The sequence below is a fragment of the Methylorubrum rhodinum genome, assembly GCF_014199935.1.
Classification (GTDB): Bacteria; Pseudomonadota; Alphaproteobacteria; order Rhizobiales; family Beijerinckiaceae; genus Methylobacterium; species Methylobacterium rhodinum.
Window position 1 is genome coordinate 30,253 of sequence record NZ_JACHOP010000002.1, and the last position, 24,363, is coordinate 54,615.

Here is a 24,363-nt window from a genome sequence, read left to right on the forward strand (position 1 = left end):
GCTCCTCCCACCCACCCCCTCATCCTGAGGTGCCGCGTTAGCGGCCTCGAAGGAGGGCTCCAGCGTATCGCGCGATCCCTGGAGCCCTCCTTCGAGGCCTCCGCTGCGCTCCGGCACCTCAGGATGAGGGGGTGGATGGGACAGGGCTGGTGGCGCTACTTCGCGAAATCCGCGTAGGCCGCCTCGTCCATCAGCGCGTCCATGTCGGCCGGGTCGTCGAGCTTGAGCCGGTAGAGCCAGCCCGACCCTTGCGGGTCGCCGCCGACGGACGACGGGTCGCTCACGGCGGCCTCGTTCACTTCCGTCACCGTGCCGGAGAGCGGCGCGTAGACGTCGGAGGCCGCCTTGACGGACTCGACCACCGCCGCCGCCTCGCCCTTGGTGAGCGTGGCGCCGACCTTCGGCAGCTCGACGAAGACGAGGTCGCCGAGCTGTTCGGCGGCGTGCGCGGTGATGCCGATGGTGGCGGTGTCGCCGTCGAGGCGCAGCCATTCGTGCTCGTCGGTGAAACGCAGCATGGGTCGGATCTCCTGGGACGATGACGAAAGAATCAGCCGCGCTTGAAGCCGGCCGGGACGAAGGGAAGCGTCGAGACGGAAAGCGGCAGACGCGCCCCGCGCAACTCGGCGAAGACGCGGGTGCCGGGGGAGGCCAGAGCCACCGGCACGAAGCCCATGGCGACGGGCGCACCGACGCTCGGTCCGAACCCGCCGGAGGTGACGTGGCCGATGGGCTCGCCGGACACTTCATCCGCGAAGAGCGGCGCCCCGGCGCGCACCGGCGCCCGGCCCTCGGGCCGCAGCCCGACCCGGCGCCGGGCCGGCCCTTCCGCCATCTCGGCCAGAATCCGCTCGGCACCCAAAAATCCGCCGGCCCGGGCGCCGCCGGCGCGGCGGGCCGGTGAGATCGCCCAGGCGAGCCCGGCCTCGACCGGGCTGGTGCCGGGATCGATGTCGGCGCCGTGCAGCGGCAGCCCGGCCTCAAGCCGCAGCGAATCGCGGGCCCCGAGCCCCACCGGCAGCACGACCTCGTCCGCCAGCAGCGCCTCGGCGATCTCTTCCGCGCGCGCCTCCGGCACGGCGATCTCGAACCCGTCCTCGCCGGTATAACCCGAGCGGCTGACGAGGCAGGGCGCGCCGAGGATCGCGATCTCGCGCACGTCCATGAACCGCATCGATTCGACGTCGGCGAAGCGCCCGAGCACGGTCGCCGCCCGCGGCCCCTGGAGCGCGATGAGGCCGCCCGGCACCAGCTCGACTGCGACGCTCTCCGGCAGATGTTCTTGCAGGTGCGCGAGATCCGCCGCCTTGTTGGCGGCGTTGACCACCACGACGAGGCGGTCGGCGAGGCGCGCCACCATCACATCGTCGAGGATGCCGCCGCTCGCGTCGGTGAGCAGGCCGTAGCGCTGGCGCCCCTCGCCGAGCCCCGCGATGTCGATCGGAACCAACGCCTCCAGGGCACGGGCCGCCTCGTCGGCATCGCCCGAGCGCGGCGTCAGCACGATCTGGCCCATATGCGACACGTCGAACAGGCCGGCCGCGGCTCGGGTGTGCAGGTGTTCCTTCAGCAGCCCCGCCGGGTACTGCACCGGCATCGCGTAGCCGGCAAACGGCACCATCTTCGCGCCGTGGCGCAGATGAAGCGCGTGCAGGGGCGTGCGTGCGAGCGGGGCGTCATCGGGGGCGGTGGCAACAGCGGGCGACGCACCGGCGGCAGGCGAGTTCATCGGGCAACTCCACGACATCGGGCTCTCGCCGGGCCGGCTGGCCGAGCGAGGTGCCCCCATCTGTCGCGGTTACCTGAGAGCTTCCCCCAAGGCCCTGGAGCCTCGAGGTTTCTCCTTCGGTGGACGCCGGACGGCGCCTCTCTCCAGATTGTCCAACGATACGGTGATTGTGCCTGAGAGTTTCCGGGGGTGGTTGCTCCGTCGGCGCCATAGCCCCTCTCGCGAGTGGCCTGGGCTCTCCCGTATCGTCTGTATCGGACGCCTTGACGGTCGCACGGTCCGGCGACGCGCGCAAGCCGTCCTCAGGGTGCGGTGCAGCAAAAGGGGTGACAATCAGCGGCGCATGCTACGGAAGCGGCAATACCGCCCGATCGCCTCGTAACCGGCCGGGCATCGCCGCACGCACGCGCCGGCCGCGTATTTGAGCGGCGGGGGACAGGCATTGCGGAAGCGCTGTTCGCCGAAGGTGTAGTCCTGCGCGGGGCCGGCCCAGGCAGCGGACGGGACGGCGACCGGTGCCGCGACGACGAGGAACAGGAGGGCGGCGAGGCAGCGGCGCATCGGGGCTCTTCTCGGCAAGGTCGGTCGGCAAGATCGGTCGGACTCGACGGGTCGGCAACGCCCGAGCCGGTCAGCGGTTCGAGTTCCGAGCATGCCGAACGGCCGCCTTCGCCCTGCCGCGAAGGTTCACCGAGCCTCCGGCGGGCGCCGGCTTGGCGATGTGGCAGGAACCCCTCGATCACCCTGCGCCCCCCGGATCGCCGCGTGCGGCCGCGATCTGTCCGAACGGGACGGATTCCGGGCGATCCGCCGGAGCGCGGATCAGGTCTCCTCGGCGTTCCCGCGAAAGAGTTGGCCGGCCACGTCGTTGACGGTCGGCGGCGTCGCCCGCACGAAGGGCAGCGGGCGGCAGACCGCGATGGCCGCGAGCCCGAAGCGGGCGGTCATCAGGCCGTTGAGCACGCCCTCGCCGAGCTTGGCCGAGACCCGCGCGGCGAGGCCGAGGCCGAGCACCTGATGCAGCATGCCCTCGCCCACCGCCATGCCGCCGGTGACGGTGAGGTGGGCGAAGGCGGCGCGTGCGAGCCGCAGGAAGCCGAGGAGGCCGGGGCGCCCGCCGTAGATCGCCGCGATCCGGCGCAGCAGGCGCGCGGCGGAATAGACCACGAAGGCCACGTCCACGATCGCCCGCGGGCTGAGCGCGGTCACGGCCGAGACCTGGCTCGCGGCTTGCGCGATGGCGGCCTTGGCCTGCCGGTCGAGGGTGCCAAGCAACTCGCCCTCGGCGAGGCCGAGCCGGTCGTCCACGTCGAGGATGGCGTCGCCGACCGCGTCGAGGCGCTTGATGCCGGCGGCCAGCGCCGGCCGGTCGGCGTAGAGGCCGCGCAACTCCTGCACCACGCCCTGCGCCGCGGTGTGGTCGCGGGCGGTGAGCGCCGCCAGCGCCCGCTCGCGCAAGGCCTCGATCTTGCGCTCGCGCCAGACGCCGAGGGCCTCGCGTCCGACGATGGCGGCGAGCGCCACCCCGGCGAGCGCCAGGAGGGCCAGCGCGACCCAGCCGAGCCAGGGCGCGGTGGCGAACAGGTCGGCGACCAGACGCTCCAGCGACAGCCCGATCCCGATGGCGACGAGGCTGCCGAGCGCACTGAAGAAGATCGCGAGCCAGGGCGGGCCGCGTCGGGGTGCGACCGGCACCGGCACGCGGTCGGCGGCCTCGACGATCTCGAACGGCTCCTCGACGAAGCGCACTTCGGGCTTCGGCTTGGGCGGCGCCTCGGTTCGGGTCTCCTGCCGCGGCTCGGACGAGGCGGCGGGCGCGGGCTCGCCCGAGGGCAGGCGGAAGGCACGGGGGCGGGGGCCTGGAGGCGTCGTCACGTCAGCTTGTCCCCGATGAGGAACTGCATCGCCCGGTCTAGCCGGATCTGCGGAAGGTGGCCGGGCCGGCCGAGGGCGTCGGGGCGCGCCACCGGGGGGCGGAAGCGCGGGAAGCGGAACGAGCCCGGCGGGATCGCGCCGTCGAGCACGCTCTGCACGTCCGCCGGCAACTCGCCGGGAAAGATCGCGGCCTCCGCGATCCCGTCGAAGGTGTCCTCGCCGATGCTCTCGCCGGCCTCGGGCGTGCCGGAGACCGCGCGCAGGGTCTCGCCGCCGTCGTGCACCGTGGTCTCGCGCGTCGCCCGCACGGAGGCGAGCGCCACGGTGCCGACGCGGGCGCCCGCGGCCTCGGTGCGGCGCATGGCGCGGGCGACGAGGAGGCGCAGCAGCGCGTCGAGCCGGTCGTGGCTCGACTGGTGCAGATGGTCGGCCTTGGTGGCGGCGAACAGGATGCGGTCGGCCCGCGGGGCGAAGAAGCGGGTCAGCAGGCTGTTGCGCCCGATCCGGAAGGCGAGGAGCACCGCGTCGAGCGCTTCCTCCAGTTCGGCGAGGGCTGCCGGGCCGGCATCGACCGCCGAGAGCACGTCCACCAGCACGATCTGGCGATCGACCCGCTGGAAATGCTCGCGGAAGAACGGCTCGACCACCTTGGCCTTGTAGGCCTCGAACCGGCGCTCCATCAGGGCGCCGAGGCTGCCGGGCGCTTGGCTTTCCTCCAGCCGGTCGAGGGGGGCGAAGGTCAGCATCGGCGAGCCGGCGAGATCGCCCGGCATCAGGAAGCGCCCCGGCGGGGTCGTGGCCACGGCTTCCGCGCCCGCGCGGAGCGCCGAGAGATAGGTCTTGAAGGCGTTGGCCGCGCGCTCGGCCACCACCTCGTCGAGGGGGGCCTTCGCGTCGAGATCGGCCATCGCGGCGAGCCAGGGCGCGGCGATTTCGGCGCGGCCGGCCCGGCGGGTGCCGAGGATGGTGGCGCGCGACCACGCGACGTAGCTCTGGTCCAGGAGAGCCAGGTCGAGCAGCCACTCGCCGGGGTAATCGACCACGTCGAGCATCAGGGTGCCGGGCCCGGAGCGCCAGCCGCCGGCGCGCTCGTACTCGATGGCGAGGCGCAACTGGCTGATCCGGTCGGTCGAGCCCGGCCAGCGGCGCGCCTCGGTGAGCGCGGCAAAATTCTCCTCGAAGGGGAAGCGCGGCACGTCGTCGTCGGGCTGGGGCACGAGGCGGGCGCGGCGCAGGCGGCCCGCTTGCGCCGGCTCGAAGGCGGGCAGGGCGTGGCCCTCGACGAGATGGTGGACCAAAGCGGTGGTGAACACCGTCTTGCCCGAGCGGGCGAGCCCGGTGACGCCGAGCCGGAGCGTCGGCTGGATCAGGAGATCGCTGGAGGCTTCGGCGAAGGCCTTGATCGCGGAACCCGCCTGGGCGGCGTAGTCGAAGAGGGGCAAGGAGGGAGGCTCGGCGAGGCGGATTGAAGCCCGTCACAGGTGGCGCGCAGGAGCGACGATCTCAAGGGTCGGGGCTGCTCGCCACTCCGCCGCCGTTCCGGGCGCGAGGCGAACCCGGAACGGCGGCGGGGATTCACGCCGCCCGCAGCGCCCGGATCGTCCCCAACGTGTCGCGGCGCAGCGCCGAAAAACTGCGGATCAGGGGCAGGACGTCGCCGCCGTTGCGGCAGGCGGTCTCGATCTCGCGGCAGAGCGAGGAGATGCCGACGAAGCCGAGCACGCCCGCGGCCGCGACCATGGCGTGGGCGTCGTAGGCGAGCTGGGCCCGGTCGAGGTCGGCCTCCGCCTGCGCCGCGGCGGAGGCGAAGCGCAGGTCGAGTTCGGATTCGAGCAGGCTCAGCAGGGCGAGGATGCGCTCCCGGCCCATCATGTCCCGCACCGTGGCGTAGGTCTCGTGGTCGAGGATCGGCACGGCGGGGGCCGGGGCGGTGATGCCGCCGGCGCGGCGGGCGGCGCCCTGGCCGCGCCAGCGCTCGACCACGGCGTAGAGGTGCGCACGCTTGAACGGCTTGCCGACATGGTCGTCCATGCCGGCCTCGATCAGCTCCCGGATCTGCTGATCCAGCACGTTGGCGGTCATGGCGACGATCGGCACCCGCGCCGCGGGGCCCGGCAGGGCACGGATGCGGCGGGTGGCGGTGAGCCCGTCCATGCCGGGCATCTGCACGTCCATCAGGACGAGGGCGTAGGGGTCGTCGCCTTGCGACTGGACGGCGGCGATCGCCTCGGCTCCGTCGCCGACGATGTCGACCCGGTAGTCCTGCGCCTCCAGCACGGCCCGGGCCAGCTCCTGGTTGAGGATCACGTCCTCGGCGAGCAGCAGCCGGGCGCCGCGCTTGGCCGGTGCCGGCGTCGCGGGCCGCTCCGGAGCGGGCGCCGCCTCGGCCCGGGGCGGGGCCAGGGGCAGGCTCAGGGTGAACCAGAAGGTCGAGCCGACGCCCTCCCGGCTCTCGACGCCGATACTCCCGCCCATCAGGGTGACGAGGTCGCGGCAGATGGCGAGCCCCAGCCCCGATCCGCCGAAGCGGCGGCTGATCGAGCCGTCGACCTGGCTGAAGCGCTTGAACAGGCGGTCCCGCTGGGCCTCCGCGATGCCGATGCCGGTGTCCGCCACCTCGAAGCGCAGGGCCTCCGCCGCCTCGCCGGAGGGCAGGCGCACCGGCCCCTCGGTGCGCACCGTGAGGGTCACGGAGCCGGCGGGCGTGAACTTCACCGCGTTGTTGAGCAGGTTGAACAGCACCTGCCGCAGGCGGTCGGCGTCGCCGCGCAGCGCTTCGGGCAGGCGCGGGTCGATGCGGGCCTCGACGGCGAGGTCGCTCTTGAGGGCGCCGCCGCGCATGATCGCGACGGTGTCGTCGAGGAGCGCGCGCACGGAGAAGTCGACCGGGTCGAGTTCGAGCCGGCCGGCCTCGATCTTCGACACGTCGAGCACATCGTTGACGACGGTGAGCAGGGCCTCGCCCGAGACGCGGATCAGCTCCAGGCGGCGGCGATCCTCCGGGTCGCGGCCGGAGCGCTCCAGGAGCAGGTCGGCATAGCCGAGGATGCTATTGAGGGGCGTGCGGATCTCGTGGCTCATCACCGCGAGGAACTCGCTCTTGGCCGCGCTCGCCCGCTCGGCCTCGGCGCGAGCGGCCTGGGCCTCGTCGCTGACGGCGCGCAGGGCCGCCTCCGCCGCCTTGCGCTCGGTGATGTCGAGATGCAGCCCGATCATCCGGTAGGGCCGCCCGTTCCCGTCGTAGAGGGTGCGGCCGCAGGCGTAGATCCAGCGCGGGCCGACCCGGAACTCGGCGGCGTAGCGGGTGCGGCCGTCGATGGCGCGGTGGATGCGGTCCCAGGTCTCGATCACGTCGTCCGGGTTCACGGTCGCGGTCCACTCGGCCGTGGTCATCCCGCGGGCCTCGCCCGCGTCCGGCAGGCCGTAGAGGCGCAGGCTCTCCGACGACAGCATGGTGACGCCGGTGCGCATGTCCCAGTCGAAGGTGCCGGCGCCCGCCCCCTCCAGGGCGATGCCGAGGAGCCGGCTCGCATCCTCCTCCGCGAGACGCGCGGTGACGATCTCGTCGACGTCGAGCGCCGTGCCGATCCACTCGATCACCGCGCCGGGATCGGTGGGATGCTGGACCGGGGTCATCGACAGCTTGTGCCAGCGATACGAGCCGTCCTGCGACCGCAGGCGCCATTGCCCGTCGTAGCCCTTGCCCGTGGCGCGGGCCGAGCGCCAGGCCGCGTCGAGCAGGGGGGCGTCGTCGGGATGGTTGCGCGCCACCCGCTCCGCCCGCGCCGGACCGATCGGCCCGTAATAGCTCTCGAAGCGGGCATTGGCGTAGGTGGCCTCGCCGTTGCCCGGATCGACGGTCCAGACCAGCAGCGGCAGGGCGTCGGCGAGGCTGCGGTAGCGCAGTTCGCTCCTGTGGATCTCGGCCTGGATCCGCCGCCGTTCGGTGGTGTCCATCAGGATGCCGAACAGGCCGGTCGTGCGGCCGTTGTCCCGCTTGCAGGCGCCGCGCACCATCCCGTCGCGAAGGCTGCCGTCGGGGCGGACGAGCCGCGCCTCGAATTCGAAGTCGTGGCCGCCCGCGACCGCGGCGGCGAGCACCGCCTCGACGCCGGGCCGGTCGTCCGGATGGACGAGATCGACGAAGGGGGCGGGCGCCGCCGCGGGGTCCAGTCCGGCGATGCTGAGGAAGCTGTCGGAATAGCTCGGATAGGGGTCGGCGAAGTTGATCCGCCAGTGGCCGACCTGGGCCATCTCCTCGGCCATGCCGAGAAGCACGTTGCTCGCCGCGCGCTGCTCCATCTCGAGCCGCTGCGCGCGGATCGTGCCCTCGTGGCGTCGGCGCAGCTCCGCCTCGCGCACGAGCGCGACGTTGTCGCGGTGCAGCCGCAGATGGGCCGTGACCGTCGCGGCGAGGTCGCGCAGGGCCGCCTCGTCCTCGGCGGAGAACGCGCGCGGGCACGGATCGACGAGGCAGAACGAGCCGACCCGCAGGCCCGGATCGAGACTCAGCGGCACGCCGGCGTAGAACCCGATCCGCGACGCGCCCTCGCCGAGGTCGCCGTCGGCGAAGCGCGGGTCGAGGCGGATGTCGGGGATGACGAGCACGCCGTCCTGCATGATCGTGTGCGTGCAGATCGAACTGTTGCGGGACCGCTCGGCCGGCAGGTTCATGCTGCCGGTGCAGGCCTTCAGCCATTGCCGCTCGGCGTCGATCAGCGACACGTAGGCCGTGGCGACGCCGAACAGGCGCTGCGCCGTCCGGCAGACGGCGTCGAAATGCGCCTCCGGATCGGTGTCGAGGATGTGCAGCGCGTGGAGCGCCGCGAGGCGCTCGGCCTCGCCCGCCGACGGGGTGCTCACGGGTTCATGACTCTCTCAAGGCGCCGCCGCCCGTCCGCGCGGGTGCGGCGCAGCATCATAACCGGTGCCGGCTCGGCCGTCCCCTGCCGGGCGTGCGGGGGACGGGACCGGCGGGGTATTGTCGGCGGCACGCCCACCGCCGGCCTCCCAGCGCAGCCGCGCCGCCTCCAGCGCCCAGACCATGCCGAGCATCATGTAGACGTGGCGCCACTTCTCCACGTCGATCTGCATCGCCTGGACGAAGAACATCAGCAGCGCCGGGAACACGATCTGCGCGTAGGGGCGGTAGGGCGAGGCCCGCGCCATCAGGCGGAATCCGACGAAGGTGGTCGCGGCCACCAGCACGATGAACAGCGCGCCGCCGAGCCAGCCGCCGTTGGCGAAGCTGCCGATGTAGGAATTGTGCGGCTCCAGGCTGAAGATCTGGCGCCAGCGCAGCGGCCCCATGCCGAGGGGCTCCTCGAGAAGGATGTTGATGCCGCGGAGCTGGTTGCCGAAGCGCCCGGTCTCGCCCTCGTCGTAGTCCTGGGTGACGGTGGCGCGCGACTCGAAGGTCTTGGCGACGCTGTCGATCGACAGCAGGCCGACGAGCGCCGCCGCACCCAGGCCCGCGGTGACGAGGCCGATCACCACGATGCGCCGCCGCAGGGCCCGCGACCGGCTGGTCATGAAGAGGAAGCCCACCATCAGCCCGGTCGAGACCAGGGTGGCGCCCCAGGAGCCGCGGGAGAAGGACAGGAAGGTGCCGGCCAGGATCACCAGGAGGCAGGCCAGCGCCAGCACCGGATGGCGCCCGCGGCCGGTCAGCAGCCCGTGGGTGAGGGTGAGCGTGCCGAGCATCAGGTAGGAGCCGAACACGTTCGGGTCCTGGAACGTGCCCGAGGCGCGGCCGTAGCGGGAAAAGAGGTCCTCGATGCCGAGCAGTTGCAGGTAGCCGACGATGCCGAGCGCGGCCGAGAGCACGCAGCTCGCCGTGTAGGCCTTGAGCGCGAGGTCGAGCCGGGCCCGGCTGTCCTCGGCGTAGAGCATCGCGAAGAAGATCGCCGTGACGACGAGGTAGCCGAGCTGGATCGTCCAGGTCAGCGGCAGCGGCTCGCCGACATAGGGCAGCAGCGCCACGACGATCGCCGCGAGGTACAGGACGAGCAGGAACACCAGCGGCACCGCCCCCCGGTGCAGCCGGATGCCGAGCGCCAGCCACAGCAGCATCGTCGGCAGGGCGATGAGGTCGTAGGGCGAGGCGTCCGAGAAGGCGAAGCAGGCGAAGAAAATGAAGGCGGCGTGCATCGCGCCGGCGAAGCCGTGGATGACCCGGATCGCCGGGATTCCCGCCCAGGCTCCCTCGCGCCAGCGCGGGAGCGGGGCCGCCGTCAGGCTCGCTGTGGTCATCGACGCCAACGCAACTCCGGGGCGCGGACCGCTTGACGCGATCCCGTCGGGCCGCCGGTCACCGGCCGCCCGACGGGATCGCGGCCCCTCGCCGGCGCCGATCACACCACCGAAAGGTTGAGGTTTGCCCAACGCTCGGGGCGCGGCACTCCGGCGGGTCGCCGCTCCAAGTTCCGAGAAAACGAGAAAAATTTAATCCGCGCCGGCGCGTGCGGAGAGACACGTCATGCCGGCAAAAGGCGCCCCATATTCAGTTCATCGAAGACGACACGGCCCGGACGACCGGGCTGACCTCTCAACGGAGACTGAAAAATCATGAAGACTCGCATCGCCGCCGCCGTCGCCGCCCTCGTTCTCGGCGTCGCCCCGCTCTCCTCCGCCATGGCGCAGAACTGGAACGGCCGCTACACCGGCTACGCCGTCCCCTACGAGGTCGAGACCACCGGCTCGCTCGGCTATTACGGCCCGACTTACGCCGCCCCGAGCTGCCCGCAGAGCTCGGCCGCCGAGGGCAACGCCAACCAGCAGCACTTCCCGGTCAAGCAGTACGGCCAGACCTCGGGCGGCTACCGCTGCTGATCAGAGACGACGCACGGGACGGGAGCAGGCTCATGCTGATGAAGGCATTCTCCTACGCGATGATCGGCGTCTTCGCCTTCGGTCTCGCGACCACGGCCTTCGGCACGGCCCAGACGCTGCTGAACCTCTGATACCAACCGGCGATGATGGTGACTCATCGCCGGTTGCCCCCGCGACTGCGGGGCGGCGGGCGTCCGCCGAGCGCACGGAACAGGACCATCGGTCCTGTTCCGTGCAGACTGGTATGATACGGCTTCCGGTCGATCCCTTCGGTGGCGCGTGCCCCCTTTCCCTGCGCGCCGGGAGAGGGGGAAACCGGCCGGAACCGACGTGATCCGCTGGAGGCCGTAGGATCCCGTGATCCCTCGATCCGGCGCTGTTCAGCTTGGCGTCGATGGTGTACGCGACGCGGCCCGATTCCGGCGAGGCCCTGCATGGCGCGGCGCAAGCACCACACCGCGATCTGCGCGATCGCCAAGGACGAGGACGCCTATGTCCTCGAATGGGCGGCCTATCACCTCGCGCTCGGCTTCGATCACATCTATCTCTACGACAACATGAGCCGGGTGCCCCTGCAGCAGCACCTGTCGGCGCCCGAGGCGCGCGCGCATGTCACGGTGATCCGCTGGCCGAGCATCCCGGACCGCGACTCGCAGCTCGCGGCCTACGAGCACTTCCTCTGGACGCATGGCTGGGACGTCGACTGGACGGCGGTGATCGATCTCGACGAGTTGATCAACCTCAAGCGGCACGCCACGATCGGCGCCTTCCTCGCGCCTTTCCACGACGCCACGGGCGTGGCGCTCAACTGGCGCTTCTTCGGCAGCGGGGGCGCGACCGCGCACCGGCCCGGGCTGATGATGGAGCGCTTCACGAAGGCGGCGCCGCCCGCTTTCGGTCCCAACCAGACCGTCAAGGCCGTCTACCGGACGGCGGAGGTGGTGCGGCTGTGCCACCACATCTCCGGCTACCGGGCCGAGCCGCGGGTGCGCGCGGCCGACGGCACGCCGGTGGCCAACGAACCGCAGATCCCGGTGACGGAGGCGGCCCTCGCGGTCGCGCAGATCAACCACTACTTCGTGAAGTCGCGGGAGGAGTGGCAGCGCAAGGTGGCGCGCGGCTACACTTGGACGGTGGCCGACCGCAGCGAGGCCTTCGCGGAGTACGACCGCAACGAGTGCGAGGACGCCGGCATTCTCGCCCGTAAGGCCGAGACCGAGCGCTGGATGGCCCGGCTCGCCTCCCCCCGCGCCCGGCTGCGGCGGCGGCTCGCGTCGGCGTTGACGCCCTGGCGGCGCTGAGGCGGCCTCTTACGGGATCCGGTCGCTTCGTTCGGGTTCTTAGCCCCGCTCTCGTCATCCCGGGGCCGCGCCAGCGGAACCCGGGATCCCCCCGTGATGCGCCGGTGCGGGCGACCTCGCTCCCGGTCGCGGATTCCCGGTTCCGCTCCGCGGCCCCGGAACGGGGCGTCGGCGATGACGCCGCAGGCCGTAACCGAAGCGACCGACCGGACACGGCAGGAGAATCGCTTCAGGTTTTTGGCGTTTGGGAGGTAAGCGCTCGGTGATGGGCCGACCGATCAGGCGGCTTGCACGGCCATCTGAGCGGACGTCCTGTTCCAGGGCATCAGATCGGTCAGCCGCTTGCCCGGGTGATTGGCGGCCCGAAAGGCGGGCGCCGGCTTTCGGGGAAAAAGCCGATGCGGCACAAAAACTTGGAGGACCGTCCCGGATCCGAGATCCGGGGCGATCCTCTAACCGATGCCGGTCGGCCCGTCGATCACCCGGCGCACCCGGCGGGCCAGATCCATGCGCTTGTAGGGCTTGTTGATGATCTCGAACTCGGTGCCGCCCGCGTCGGTGCGCTCCAGGGAGGCCTCGGCGTAGCCGGTGGTGAGCAGCACCTTGATCCTGGGCTGGCGCTCGCGGGCGGCGCGGGCCAGCATCACCCCGTTCATGCCGCCGGGCATGATCAGGTCGGTGAACAGGAGATCGATGCGGGCCTCGCCGTCGAGGATGTCCAAAGCCGCCTTGGGCCCGTCCGCCACCGTGACCTTGTAGCCGAAATCCTCCAGGATCGTGCCGGCGGTCGCGGCCACGTCGGGCCGGTCGTCCACGACGAGCACCGATTCGGTGCCGTGCCGGTCGGCGGCGCGCTGGCTCGGCACCCGCTCGTCCTCGACCTTCTGGTCGGAGGCCGGGAACAGGAGACGCACGGTCGTGCCGTGGCCGACCTCGGAATACAGCTTGACCGAGCCACCCGACTGCTTGGCGAAGCCGTAGACCATCGCGAGCCCGAGCCCGGTGCCCTTGCCCTCGCCCTTGGTGGTGAAGAACGGCTCCATCACGCGGTTCAGGATCTCGGACGGCATGCCGGTGCCGGTGTCGGTGACCGAGATCACGACGTAGGCGCCGAGCGGCACGGTCTTGTAGAGGGCGGCGTCCTCGTCCTCGATCAAGAGGTTCTCGGTCCGCACCGTCACGGTGCCGCCTTCGGGCATCGCGTCGCGGGCGTTGATGAGCACGTTGAGCAGGGCGACCTCGGCCTGGGTCGGATCGATGCGCGTCGTCCACAGGTCGGGCGCCGGCACGGTCTTCAGGACGATCGACTCGCCCAACGTGCTGCCGATCATCTCGCTCATGCTCTCGACGAGGCCGTTGAGGTTCAAGAGCCGCCCCTCCAGCCGCTGCTTGCGCGAGAAGGCCAGCAACTGGTGCGTCAGCTTGGCGGCCCGGTCGGTCGCCGCCCGCACCGCCTCGGCGGCCCGGCGCAGGCGCGCGGGGTCGATCTCGGGCCGCTCCAGCTGGGCCAGGATCACCTCGTTGTGGCCGGAGACGACCTGAAGCAGGTTGTTGAAATCGTGCGCGATGCCGCCGGTGAGCTGGCCCAGGCTCTCCATCTTCTGCGCCTGATAGAGCGAGTCCTCGGCATCGCGCCGGCGCGACACGTCGAGCTGCGAGCCGAAGAAGTAGACGAGGTCGCCCTCGCGGTTGAACACGGGGCTGACGAACAGCGCGTTCCAGAACGAGGAGCCGTCCTTGCGGTAGTTCAGGATCTCGGTGGAGAACTCGCGGCGCTCCAGGATCGCCTCGCGCACCTCGGCGACCGTGTCGCGGTCGGTTTCGGGGCCCTGCAGGAAGCGGCAATTGGTGCCGATCAGCTCATCGACCGAATAGCCGGTCATCCGCGCGAAGGCGCGGTTGGCGAAGATGATCGGATTGTCCGGCTGGTGCGGGTCGGTGACGATCATCGGCATCCGCGTCGTCTCGACGGCGGCGAAGAAGATGTCGTGGTGCTGATCGACGACGCCCGACGGGCCGCTGCCGGACACCGACGGATTCTTGCCGGGGATATTCGGCTTCTCAGGCGAGGGAGGCATCGTGTCGGGAATCCCGTGGGTGCGACCCACCGGGGCCGGTCGCGTCTCAATCCAACGGCGCCGGAGGTCGTTCCACGGGTAGTGGCAAGTCGGCGGATCGGTCAACGATGCAAAGTCACGCAGCCACCGACAGAAACGTGAACAAGAGCGCAGGGAACAAAATAGGTCTGCACGATGAACAGTTTTGTATAAAATCATACAAAGCTGTTCGGGCGGTCCACCGAACATCTGAGAAGACGATCCGGCACCGATCCTGTCGGCACCGGACCGCCCGTTCGGCTCAGACGTGGATCGCGCGCTTGTCGACCGCGAGCGCCGCTTCCTTGATCGCCTCCGTCAGGGTCGGGTGGGCATGGCAGGTGCGGGCGATGTCCTCGGCGGAAGCCGCGAACTCCATCGCCACCGCGACCTCGGCGATGAGGTTGCCCGCATCCGCCCCGACGATGTGGACGCCCAGCACCCGGTCGGTCTTCTCGTCGGCCAGGATCTTCACGAAGCCGTCGGTGGTGCCGTTGGCCTTGGCGCGGCCGTTGGCCGTGAAGGGAAATTTGCCGGCTTTGTAACCAATCCCGTCCTTCTTCAGCTCCTCCTCGGTCCTGCCGACCGAGGCGACCTCCGGGAAGGTGTAGACCACGTTCGGGATCACGCCGTAATTCACGTGGCCCGCCTGTCCGGCCAGGATCTCGGCCACCGCCACGCCCTCGTCCTCGGCCTTGTGGGCGAGCATCGGCCCGGAGATCACGTCGCCGATGGCGTAGATGCCCGTCACGTTGGTGGCGTAGTGGCTGTCGGTCTGGATGCGGCCCTTCTCGTCGGTGGCCACGCCCACATTCTCCAGCCCGAGCCCCTCGGTGTAGGGCACGCGGCCGATGGCGACGAGCACCACGTCGGCCTCGATCTTTTCCGCCTCGCCGCCCTTGGCCGGCTCGACGGTCACGGTCGCGCCCTTCTTGGCCACGTCGACGCCGGTCACCTTGGTCGAGAGCTTGAAGACCATGCCCTGCTTGGCGAGGATGCGCTGGAACTGTTTTCCGACCTCGCCGTCCATGCCGGGCAGCACGCGGTCGAGATACTCGATCACCGTCACCTCGGCGCCGAGACGGCGCCAGACCGAGCCGAGTTCGAGCCCGATCACGCCCGCACCGATCACCACCAGTCTTTTGGGGACCTGAGCGAGTTCGAGCGCTCCGGTGGAGGAGACCACGACCTTCTCGTCGATGGTGACGCCGGGCAGCCGGGTCACGTCGGAGCCGGTGGCGATGACGATGCTCTTGGTCTCCAGCATGTGGTTGCCGCCGTCGTCCGAGATCACCTCGACGCGGCCCGCGCCGGCGATGCGGCCGCGGCCGTGATAGGCATCGACCTTGTTCTTCTTCAGCAGGAACTCGACGCCCTTGGTGTTGCCGTCGACGCCGCCCTGCTTGAACGCCTGCATCTTCTTGAGATCGAGCTTGGGAGTCCCGACATCGATGCCCAACTCCGAGAAATGCTTGTTGGCCTCCTCGAAGGCCTCGGAGGCGTGCAGCAGCGCCTTCGAGGGGATGCAGCCGACATTGAGGCAGGTGCCGCCATGGGTCGCCCGCTTCTCCACCACGGCGGTCTTCAGCCCGAGCTGAGCCGCCCGGATGGCGCAGACATAGCCCCCGGGGCCGGTGCCGATGACGATGAGATCGTAGGACATGCGGGTCTACCTGAAGCGGCGAAGGAGAAGTCGGAAGAGCCCTCGTGCCGAAACGAACACGATGTAGGCGAGCGCTGCCAGGAGAGGCCCGATGTAGAGAAGGGACTCACCCAACGGCGGTGGATCACCGGCCGCGACCGCGGGTCTGATCAGGAGCGCGAGTGCGGCAAGGACGGACATTTCAAAATCTGTTCGACTGGCCGCCCAGTCCTCGCAACGCTTCTCCCCCTCTCGCCCTCATCCTGAGGTGGCGGCGCGCAGCGCCGCCCTCGAAGGAGGGCTCCAGGGATCGCTGAGCGAACTGGAGCCCTCCTTCGAGGCCCGCCAAGGCGGGCACCTCAGGATGAGGGGAGTGAAGGGAGAAGCGCGGCAAACCGGATCTCAGAGGTCGAGCACGAGCCGCGCCGGATCCTCCAGCGCCTCCTTGACCCGCACGAGGAAGGTCACGGCCTCCTTCCCGTCGACGATGCGGTGATCGTAGGAGAGGGCCAGATACATCATCGGCCGCGCCTCGATCTTGCCGTTGCGGACGACGGGCCGCTCCTCGATGCGGTGCATGCCCAGAATGCCCGATTGCGGCGCGTTGAGGATCGGGGTCGACATCAGCGAGCCGTAGATGCCGCCGTTGGTGATCGTGAAGGTGCCGCCCTGCATCTCTTCGATGGAGAGCTTGCCTTCGCGGGCCTTCTTGCCGAACCCTGAGATCTTCTTCTCGATGCCGGCGATCGACAGGTCGTCGGCATCGCGCACCACGGGCACGACGAGCCCCTTGTCGGTCCCGACGGCGATGCCGATGTGGTAGTAGTTCTTGTAGACGAGGTCCTGCCCGTCGATCTCGGCGTTGACCGCCGGCACGTCCTTGAGCGCGCCGATCACCGCCTTGGTGAAGAAGCCCATGAAGCCGAGCTTCGTCCCGTGCTTCTTCTCGAACACGTCCTTGTACTGCGAGCGCAGCGCCATCACGGCGCCCATGTCCACGTCGTTGAACGTGGTCAGCATCGCCGCCGTCTCCTGGGCGGACTTGAGGCGCCGGGCGATGGTCTGGCGGAGCTTGGTCATCCGCACGCGCTCCTCGCGGGCGGCATCGTCCGGGGCGGACGGGGCGCGCGGCGGCGGCGGGGCCTTCGTCTCCTGAGCCGGCGCCTTGTCGCCGCCTTTGGCGATGGCGGCCAGCATGTCGCCCTTGGTGGCGCGGCCGTCCTTGCCGCTGCCGTTGAGCGAGGCCGGATCGACGCCCGACTCGCGGGCGAGCTTGGCGACCGCCGGGCCGCTCTCGTCGGCGCCGCGGCCGGCGGCGGCGGGCGGGGCGTCGCCGTGGCTCCCGTAGGAGGCCGACGACTCCTGGGCCGGCTTCTCGGCCTTGGCCGGCTTGGCCTCGCCCTTCTCCTCGCGGCTCTCGGCCTTGGTCTCGGCCGGCTCGGCGCTCTTCGGGGCGGCCTTCTCCGACTTGCCGGCCCCCTTGCCGCCCTCGACGATCGAACCCAGCACCGCGCCGGGCTCCACCGTCTCGCCGTCCTTCACCAGGATTTCGCCGAGCTGGCCGGCGGCCGGGGCGTTGACCTCCAGGGTGACCTTGTCGGTCTCGAGTTCCACCAGAGGCTCGTCGGCGGCCACCGTGTCGCCGGGCTTCTTGAACCAGCGGCCGATCGTGGCCTCGCTCACGGATTCGCCGAGCGTCGGGACGAGGATGTCGGTTGCCATGGTCTTGTCGCACCCCCTCGCAGGGGCCTCCTGTTCAGGATCGGGTGACGGCGGCGGGCCTCACGGCTGCCGCAGGATCAGGGATGGAACGGGCGCCGTCGCGTAGGCGAAGCCGGCCTGCGCGGCGATGACGGGATCGGCCTCGCCCAGAGCCTTGGCGGAGGCCTCGTCCTCGGTCTCGACGAGGGCGAGCCCCCAGGTGCCGGCCGGATCGAACACCGGCCCCACCGCGATCGCCCTCCCCTCCCCCGCGCGCGCGATCCAGTAGGCCGCGTGCTCGGAGAACAGCGCCTTCTCGGTCTCCGTCGCGTCGAACGGGAAGCTCGGGCGCGGCGGGGTCAGGCGGAGGAGGAAATAGGGCATCGCGGGAGGCTCAGGTCGCCAGGGCCTCGTTGAGGAAGGCCTGGAGCTGGGCGAGGTGCTTCGACATCAGGCCGACCGCGGTCGAGGCCGAGGCCGGGCGCCCGACATAGCGCGCCCGCTTCGAGGCGGAGCCCGCCTGCCCCAACACCCAATCGAGATAGGGATCGACGAAGGACCACGAGCCCATGTTCTTGGGCTCCTCCTGGCACCACACCACCTCGGCGTTGCGGAACCGGGTCATCTCGTTGGCGAGCGCCTTGAGCGGGAACGGGTAGAGCTGCTCGACGCGCATCAGGTAGACGTCGTTGACGCCGCGCTTCTCCCGCTCGTCGTAGAGATCGTAATAGACCTTGCCCGAGCACAGCACGACGCGGCGGATCTTGTCGTCGCGCACCAGCTTCACGCCCGACTCGTCGTGCTCGGCGTCGTCCCAGAGGATGCGGTGGAAGGTCGAGCCTTCCGCGATGTCCTCGATCTTCGACACCGCCCGCTTGTGGCGCAGCAGCGACTTCGGGGTCATCAGCACCAGGGGTTTACGGAAGTCGCGCTTCAGCTGGCGGCGCAGGATGTGGAAGTAGTTCGACGGCGTCGAGCAGTTGGCGACCTGCATGTTGTCCTCGGCGCACATCTGGAGATAGCGCTCCAGACGGGCGGAGGAGTGCTCCGGCCCCTGGCCCTCGTAGCCGTGCGGCAGCAGCAGCACGAGGCCGGACATGCGCAGCCACTTGCGCTCGCCGGATGAGATGAACTGGTCGATGACGACCTGCGCGCCGTTGGCGAAGTCGCCGAACTGCGCCTCCCACAGCACGAGCGCATTGGGTTCGGCCAGCGAATAGCCGTACTCGAAGCCGAGCACCGCTTCCTCGGAGAGCATCGAGTTGATGACCTCCAGGATCGCTTGGCCTTCCTTCACGGAGTTGAGCGGCGTGTAGCGCTGCTCGTTCTCCTGATCGATCACCACCGCGTGGCGCTGCGAGAAGGTGCCGCGCTCCACGTCCTGGCCGGACAGGCGGACGCGGTGTCCTTCCGTGAGCAGCGAGCCGAAGGCCAGCGCTTCCGCCGTCGCCCAATCGATGCCCACACCGGTATCGACCGCCTTGGCGCGGTTGTCGAAGAAGCGCTGGATCGTCCGGTGCAGGTGGAAGCCGGGCGGCGGCGTGGTGATGCGCTTGGCGATGTCGCGCAGCGTCTCGGCGGGCACGCCGGTGCGGCCGCGGCGGGGATCGTCCACGTCCTCGCGCACCGCCTGGAAGCCGGACCACCGGCCGTCGAGCCAGTCGGCCTTGTTGGCCTTGTAGCCGCCCGCGACGTCGAGTTCGCTCTCCAGTATGGCGCGGAACTCGGCCTTGCGGGCGTCGAGCTGCTCCTGGGTCAGGTCGCCGTTGGCGACGAGCTTCTTGCCGTAGGTCTCCAGCGCGGTCGGGTGCTTGCGGATGTGCTGGTACATCTTCGGCTGGGTGAAGGCCGGCTCGTCGCCCTCGTTGTGGCCGAAGCGGCGGTAGCACAGCATGTCGATCACGACCGGCTTGCCGAACTTTTGCCGGTACTCGGTCGCGACCTTGGCGGCGAACGTCACCGCTTCCGGGTCGTCGCCGTTGCAGTGGAAGATCGGCGCTTCCACCATCTTCGCCACGTCGGACGGATAGGGCGAGGAGCGCGAGAACCGCGGGTCGGTGGTGAAGCCGATCTGGTTGTTGATGATGAAGTGGATCGAGCCGCCGGTGCGGTGGCCCTTCAGGCCCGACAGGCCGAAGCACTCCGCCACCACGCCCTGGCCGGCAAACGCCGCGTCGCCGTGGATGAGGAGCGGCAGCACCTTGCGGCGCTCGACGTTGGGCTTGGCCTTCTGGTCCTGCTTGGCCCGCACCTTCCCCAGCACCACCGGATCGACGATCTCGAGGTGGGACGGGTTGGCGGTCAGCGAGAGGTGGACGTTGTTGTCGTCGAAGGTGCGGTCGGAGGAGGCGCCGAGATGGTACTTCACGTCGCCCGAGCCCTCGACCTCGGCCGGCGAGGACGAGCCGCCCTTGAACTCGTGGAACACCGCCCGGAAGGGCTTGGCCATCACGTTGGTGAGGAGGTTGAGCCGGCCGCGATGGGCCATGCCGAGCACGATCTCCTCGACGCCGAGCGCGCCGCCGCGCTTGATGATCTGCTCCATCGCCGGGACGATCGACTCGCCGCCGTCGAGGCCGAAGCGCTTGGTGCCGGTGTACTTGAGGTCCAGGAACTTCTCGAACCCTTCCGCCTCGATCAGCTTGTTCAGGATCGCGCGACGCCCTTCCGGCGTGAACGAGATTTCCTTGTCCTTGCCCTCGATGCGCTCCTGGATCCACGCCTTCTCCTCGGGATCGGAGATGTGCATGAACTCGACGCCGAGCGTCTGGCAGTAGGTGCGCTCCAGGATCGCGACGATCTCGCGGATCGTCGAGAACTCCATGCCCAGCACGTTGTCGAGGAAGATCTTGCGGTCCCAGTCGCTCTCCTGGAAGCCGTAATGCTGCGGGTGCAGTTCCTCGTGGTCGCCGCGGGGCGCCAGCCCCAGCGGGTCGAGCTTGGCGTGGAGATGGCCGCGCATGCGGTAGGCGCGGATCAGCATGATCGCGCGCACGGAATCCTTGGTCGCCTGCTCGACCGAGACGCCGGTCGCGGCCACGATCGCCGCGCCCTTGGCGGAATCGCCCGGCTTGCCGGCGCGTGCCTGGATCTTCTCGCCGATCGCCTTCTCGAGCGCGCCCCAATTGCCGTCGAGCGCCGAGACGATCTCGCCGTTCGCCGCCACCGGCCAGTTCGGCTTCTGCCAGGAGGCGCCCTCGGCGTTCTTCTTCACCAGGGCGTCGTCCTCGCCGAGTTCGGCGAAGAATGTCTGCCACTGCGGATCGACCGAATTCGGGTCGCGGGCATAGGCCGCCTGAAGCTCCTCGATCCACGCGGCGTTGGCGCCGTAGAGGAAGGAGGTCTGAAGAAGCGCTTCGTTCGCGTCCTGGCGTGCCATGGCTGCCTGTCCTGTCCGCTCGGGCGGCCCGCGCTCGGCACGGGCGGCCACGATCCAAATCCGATCCGGCGCGCCTTGGGACCGCAGAGACCTAGAGCCCTGCGTCGCGTCTCCGGATGGGGCCGGGGCACGGATGCGCCCCGACGATGTCTCTCATATGGGTGCCGCGTGTTTGCGTGCAGTGCAACACAGCCGCGCGGACCCCCGTTACAGACCCGATCAACCCTTCAGCACCTCGACCAGGGTGCGACCGAGCCGGGCCGGCGAGGGCGAGACGCGGATGCCCGCGGCCTCCATCGCCGCGATCTTGTCCTCGGCGCCGCCCTTGCCGCCGGAGATGATGGCGCCGGCATGCCCCATGCGGCGGCCCGGAGGCGCCGTGCGGCCGGCGATGAAGCCGACCATGGGCTTGCTTCGGCCGCGCTTGGCCTCGTCGGCCAGGAACTGCGCCGCCTCTTCCTCGGCCGAGCCGCCGATCTCGCCGATCATCACGATCGACTGGGTCTTCTCGTCGGCGAGGAACAGTTCGAGCATGGAGATGAATTCGGTACCCTTGACCGGATCGCCGCCGATGCCGACCGCGGTGGTCTGGCCCAGACCCTCGACAGAGGTCTGGAACACCGCCTCGTAGGTCAGTGTGCCGGAGCGCGAGACGATGCCGACGGAGCCCGGCTTGAAGATGTTGGCCGGCATGATGCCGATCTTCGACTCGCCCGCCGTGACGACGCCGGGGCAGTTCGGGCCGATGAGGCGCGACTTCGAGCCCTCCAGCGCGCGCTTCACCCGCACCATGTCGAGCACCGGAATGCCTTCCGTGATGCAGACGATCAGCGGAATCTCGGCGGCGATGGCCTCGCAGATCGCGTCCGCGGCACCCGGCGGCGGCACGTAGACGACGCTGGCGTCGGCGCCGGTGGCCTCGCGGGCCTCGGCGACGGTGTCGAACACCGGCAGGTTCAGGTGCGTCGAGCCGCCCTTACCCGGCGAGGTGCCGCCGACCATTTTGGTGCCGTAGGCGATGGCCTGCTCGGAGTGGAAGGTGCCGTTCTTGCCGGTGAAGCCCTGGCAGATGACTTTTGTGGATGCGTCGATCAGGATGGACATATTAGCAGACACCTTTGGTCATCGACGATCGGGCGGTCAGTACTATTTTCAAGACACAGAGCGAAGCCAACCAGCATGCTGCGAGAAGCGGCCAAAACGCGGCCGAATCGATCAGAATGATCGGCCAATCGTGACACACGTTCATCGAGATGGGGCCGGTCAGGGCTTCATGATGAGTCGAGAAACAGCCCCTTCTCAGCAGTTCGGGAATGAATGGGCCGTACGACACACAGACCGCATAGATGTAGATCGCCACAGCGGATACGAGATTGAATTTCAGGCCAGGAAAGCGTCCCGACAGGCCATAGGCCGCCCACGGAACAACCGCGGGCGCTCCGAGGACTACCAAGGCGATGACCGGCAGGAAGCTCACGGGCTCACCCGGCCTTGACCGCGGCGACGATCTTCTGTGCGGCATCGTCGAGATCGTCCGCCGGGATCACGTTGAGGCCCGAGCCCCGGATGATCGCCTTGCCTTCCTCGACGTTGGTGCCCTCCAGGCGCACGACCAGCGGCACTTCGAGGCCGACCGCCTTCACTGCCGCGATCACGCCGCGGGCGATGACGTCGCACTTCATGATCCCGCCGAAGATGTTGACGAGGATGCCCTTCACCTGCGGGTCGGCGGTGATGATCTTGAACGCCGCCGTCACCTTCTCTTCCGAGGCGCCGCCGCCGACATCGAGGAAGTTGGCCGGCTCCTCGCCGTAGAGCTTGATGATGTCGAGCGTGGCCATCGCCAGCCCGGCGCCGTTGACCATGCAGCCGATGGTGCCGTCGAGCGCGATGTAGGCGAGGTCGAACTTGGAGGCCTCGATCTCCTTGGCATCCTCCTCGGTCTCGTCGCGCAGCGCGACGACGTCGGGGTGACGGTAGAGGGCGTTCGAGTCGAAGGAGATCTTGGCGTCGAGACACTTGAGATGACCGTCGCCGGTGAGCACCAGCGGGTTGATCTCCAGCATGCTCATGTCCTTGGCCGTGAAGGCCGCGTAGAGCTTCTCCGTCAGCGCACCCGCTTCCTTGGCCTGCGGACCCGAGAGTCCGAGCGCCTTGGCGACCGCGCGGCCGTGATGGGGCATGATGCCGGTGGCCGGATCGACCGAGAAGGTCACGATCTTCTCAGGCGTGTCGTGGGCGACCTGCTCGATGTCCATGCCGCCCTCGGTCGAGACCACGAAGGCGACCTGTCCGGTCTCGCGGTCGACCAGCATCGACAGGTAGAACTCGGCGGCGATGGAGGCGCCTTCCTCGATGTAGAGGCGGTTGACCTGCTTGCCGGCGGGGCCGGTCTGGATCGTCACCAGGGTCTGCCCGAGCATCTCGGAGGCGAACTGCACCACCTCGTCCTTGGACTTGGTGACGCGCACGCCGCCCTTGGCGCCCTCGGGCGCGCCCTTGAAGGTGCCCTTGCCGCGCCCGCCCGCATGGATCTGGCTCTTCACCACCCAGACCGGGCCGCCGAGTTCGTCGGCGGCGGCGGCCGCCTCCTCCGGCTTGAAGATCGCCACGCCGCGGGAGACGGGCAGGCCGAACTCTTTGAGGACAGCCTTGGCTTGGTATTCGTGGATGTTCATCACGACCCCTCGAAGCGAATAGTGAGCAGCGAATAGCGAGTAGATTTGCGGAGTACGGGAAGCCCCCCCAAGGAGGCTTCTATTCGCTACTCACTACTCGCTATTCGCCCGCCGATCAGGCGAGCTTCTCGTTCACGCCCTGGCAGGCGGCGATCAGGCCCTTCACGGCGCCGACCGACTTCTCGAACATCGCCTTCTCGTCGTCGTTGAAGGTCACTTCGAGGACGCGCTCGACGCCGTTCTCGCCGATCACCACCGGCACGCCGACATAGAGGCCCTCGACACCGTACTCACCCGAGAGATAGGCGGCGCAGGGCAGGACCCGCTTCTTGTCCCGGAGGTAGCTCTCGGCCATGGCGATGGCGGAGGCCGCAGGCGCATAGAAGGCCGAGCCGGTCTTCAACAGGTTGACGATCTCGCCGCCGCCCTTGCGGGTGCGCTCGACCATGGCGTCGAGCTTCTCCTGGGTCGTCCAGCCGAGCTTGACCAGATCGGTCAGCGGCACGCCCGCCACCGTCGAGTAGCGGGTGAGCGGCACCATGTCGTCGCCGTGGCCGCCGAGCACGAAGGCGGTCACGTCCTCGACCGAGACCTTGAACTCTTCCGCGAGGAAGTGGCGGAAGCGGGCCGAGTCGAGCACGCCGGCCATGCCGACGACCTTGTTGGTGGGGAGCCCCGAAAACTTCTGCAGCGCCCACACCATCGCGTCGAGCGGGTTGGTGATGCAGATGACGAAGGCGTCCGGGGCATGCTCCTTGATGCCCGCGCCGACGGCTTCCATGACCTTGAGGTTGATGCCGATCAGGTCGTCGCGGCTCATGCCGGGCTTGCGCGGCACGCCGGCCGTCACGATCACCACGTCGGCCCCGGCGATCGCGGAATAGTCGCTGGCGCCGGCATACTTGGCGTCGAAGCCGTCGACGGGGGCGGATTCGGCGATGTCGAGCGCCTTGCCCTGGGGCACGCCGTCGACGATGTCGAACAGCACGACGTCGCCCAGTTCCTTCAGGCCCGCGAGGTGAGCCAGGGTGCCGCCGATCTGTCCGGCGCCGATGAGGGCGATCTTGTTGCGTGCCATGATGGGTTCGCCTCCGGTCGAAATTCGTGACGGTTCGGTCCAGCGCGGCGTCG

The 24,363-nt window shown here is 69.7% G+C and carries 18 protein-coding genes and 1 riboswitch; of the genes, 2 read left to right on the forward strand and 16 right to left on the reverse strand.

What is annotated here, in order from left to right; genetic code table 11:
* Nucleotides 1–155 precede the first annotated feature (155 nt).
* The 7 genes from gcvH to HNR00_RS02500 all read right to left on the reverse strand — a co-directional run bounded on the left by gcvH (nucleotide 156) and on the right by HNR00_RS02500 (nucleotide 9,856).
* A complete protein-coding gene (gcvH, locus tag HNR00_RS02470; protein ID WP_183564368.1) occupies nucleotides 156–518 on the reverse strand; it encodes a glycine cleavage system protein GcvH in 363 nt (120 codons plus the stop codon).
* A gap of 32 nt (nucleotides 519–550) precedes the next feature.
* Nucleotides 551–1,729 (reverse strand): glycine cleavage system aminomethyltransferase GcvT, encoded by a 1,179-nt coding sequence (gene gcvT / locus HNR00_RS02475; protein ID WP_183564371.1) that lies wholly within the window; start codon nucleotides 1,727–1,729, stop codon nucleotides 551–553.
* A gap of 151 nt (nucleotides 1,730–1,880) precedes the next feature.
* Nucleotides 1,881–1,982, reverse strand: a riboswitch (glycine riboswitch).
* Nucleotides 1,983–2,062: 80 nt separating this feature from the next.
* A complete protein-coding gene (locus HNR00_RS02480; RefSeq protein ID WP_183564374.1) occupies nucleotides 2,063–2,290 on the reverse strand; it encodes a hypothetical protein in 228 nt (75 codons plus the stop codon).
* A 261-nt stretch (nucleotides 2,291–2,551) separates the two neighbouring features.
* The gene (locus HNR00_RS02485) at nucleotides 2,552–3,604 is read right to left on the reverse strand and encodes a YcjF family protein (RefSeq protein ID WP_183564377.1); all 1,053 of its coding nucleotides are present in this window, start codon (nucleotides 3,602–3,604) and stop codon (nucleotides 2,552–2,554) included.
* Nucleotides 3,601–5,046 (reverse strand): YcjX family GTP-binding protein, encoded by a 1,446-nt coding sequence (locus tag HNR00_RS02490; RefSeq protein WP_183564380.1) that lies wholly within the window; start codon nucleotides 5,044–5,046, stop codon nucleotides 3,601–3,603. The genes HNR00_RS02485 and HNR00_RS02490 overlap by 4 nt, the downstream gene beginning before the upstream one ends.
* Before the next feature lie 133 nt (nucleotides 5,047–5,179).
* On the reverse strand, nucleotides 5,180–8,467 hold the full coding sequence (locus HNR00_RS02495) for an ATP-binding protein (RefSeq protein WP_183564384.1): 3,288 nt from the start codon (nucleotides 8,465–8,467) through the stop codon (nucleotides 5,180–5,182).
* A 15-nt stretch (nucleotides 8,468–8,482) separates the two neighbouring features.
* Nucleotides 8,483–9,856 carry an O-antigen ligase family protein gene (locus tag HNR00_RS02500; protein ID WP_183564387.1) on the reverse strand — a complete coding sequence of 458 codons (1,374 nt, stop codon included), beginning with the start codon at nucleotides 9,854–9,856 and terminating at the stop codon, nucleotides 8,483–8,485.
* A gap of 315 nt (nucleotides 9,857–10,171) precedes the next feature.
* Between HNR00_RS02500 and HNR00_RS02505 the strand changes: the two genes are divergently transcribed.
* Complete coding sequence (locus HNR00_RS02505) at nucleotides 10,172–10,435, forward strand: hypothetical protein (protein WP_183564390.1); 264 nt, start codon at nucleotides 10,172–10,174, stop codon at nucleotides 10,433–10,435.
* A 434-nt stretch (nucleotides 10,436–10,869) separates the two neighbouring features.
* Entirely contained in the window at nucleotides 10,870–11,736 is an 867-nt protein-coding gene (locus HNR00_RS02510; RefSeq protein WP_183564393.1) for a glycosyltransferase family 2 protein, read from the forward strand.
* A gap of 452 nt (nucleotides 11,737–12,188) precedes the next feature.
* On the opposite strand, the gene HNR00_RS02515 is transcribed toward HNR00_RS02510, so the two are convergent.
* The 9 genes from HNR00_RS02515 to mdh form a co-directional block, all read right to left on the reverse strand.
* Nucleotides 12,189–13,814 carry a hybrid sensor histidine kinase/response regulator gene (locus HNR00_RS02515; RefSeq protein WP_183564396.1) on the reverse strand — a complete coding sequence of 542 codons (1,626 nt, stop codon included), beginning with the start codon at nucleotides 13,812–13,814 and terminating at the stop codon, nucleotides 12,189–12,191.
* Between the two features lie 280 nt (nucleotides 13,815–14,094).
* Nucleotides 14,095–15,495, reverse strand: a complete 1,401-nt coding sequence (gene lpdA / locus HNR00_RS02520) for a dihydrolipoyl dehydrogenase (protein WP_183564399.1) — start codon at nucleotides 15,493–15,495, stop codon at nucleotides 14,095–14,097.
* Nucleotides 15,496–15,876: 381 nt separating this feature from the next.
* On the reverse strand, nucleotides 15,877–17,196 hold the full coding sequence (gene odhB, locus HNR00_RS02525) for a 2-oxoglutarate dehydrogenase complex dihydrolipoyllysine-residue succinyltransferase (RefSeq protein ID WP_183564402.1): 1,320 nt from the start codon (nucleotides 17,194–17,196) through the stop codon (nucleotides 15,877–15,879).
* A gap of 60 nt (nucleotides 17,197–17,256) precedes the next feature.
* Nucleotides 17,257–17,559, reverse strand: a complete 303-nt coding sequence (locus tag HNR00_RS02530) for a YciI family protein (protein WP_183564405.1) — start codon at nucleotides 17,557–17,559, stop codon at nucleotides 17,257–17,259.
* A 10-nt stretch (nucleotides 17,560–17,569) separates the two neighbouring features.
* Complete coding sequence (locus HNR00_RS02535) at nucleotides 17,570–20,554, reverse strand: 2-oxoglutarate dehydrogenase E1 component (RefSeq protein WP_183564408.1); 2,985 nt, start codon at nucleotides 20,552–20,554, stop codon at nucleotides 17,570–17,572.
* A 219-nt stretch (nucleotides 20,555–20,773) separates the two neighbouring features.
* Nucleotides 20,774–21,658, reverse strand: a complete 885-nt coding sequence (gene sucD / locus HNR00_RS02540; protein WP_183564411.1) for a succinate--CoA ligase subunit alpha — start codon at nucleotides 21,656–21,658, stop codon at nucleotides 20,774–20,776.
* A 1-nt stretch (nucleotide 21,659) separates the two neighbouring features.
* The gene (locus HNR00_RS02545) at nucleotides 21,660–22,031 is read right to left on the reverse strand and encodes a hypothetical protein (protein WP_183564414.1); all 372 of its coding nucleotides are present in this window, start codon (nucleotides 22,029–22,031) and stop codon (nucleotides 21,660–21,662) included.
* Between the two features lie 4 nt (nucleotides 22,032–22,035).
* Nucleotides 22,036–23,232 carry an ADP-forming succinate--CoA ligase subunit beta gene (gene sucC, locus HNR00_RS02550; RefSeq protein WP_183564417.1) on the reverse strand — a complete coding sequence of 399 codons (1,197 nt, stop codon included), beginning with the start codon at nucleotides 23,230–23,232 and terminating at the stop codon, nucleotides 22,036–22,038.
* A 115-nt stretch (nucleotides 23,233–23,347) separates the two neighbouring features.
* Entirely contained in the window at nucleotides 23,348–24,310 is a 963-nt protein-coding gene (gene mdh / locus HNR00_RS02555; RefSeq protein ID WP_183564420.1) for a malate dehydrogenase, read from the reverse strand.
* Between the last annotated feature and the right edge of the window lie 53 nt (nucleotides 24,311–24,363).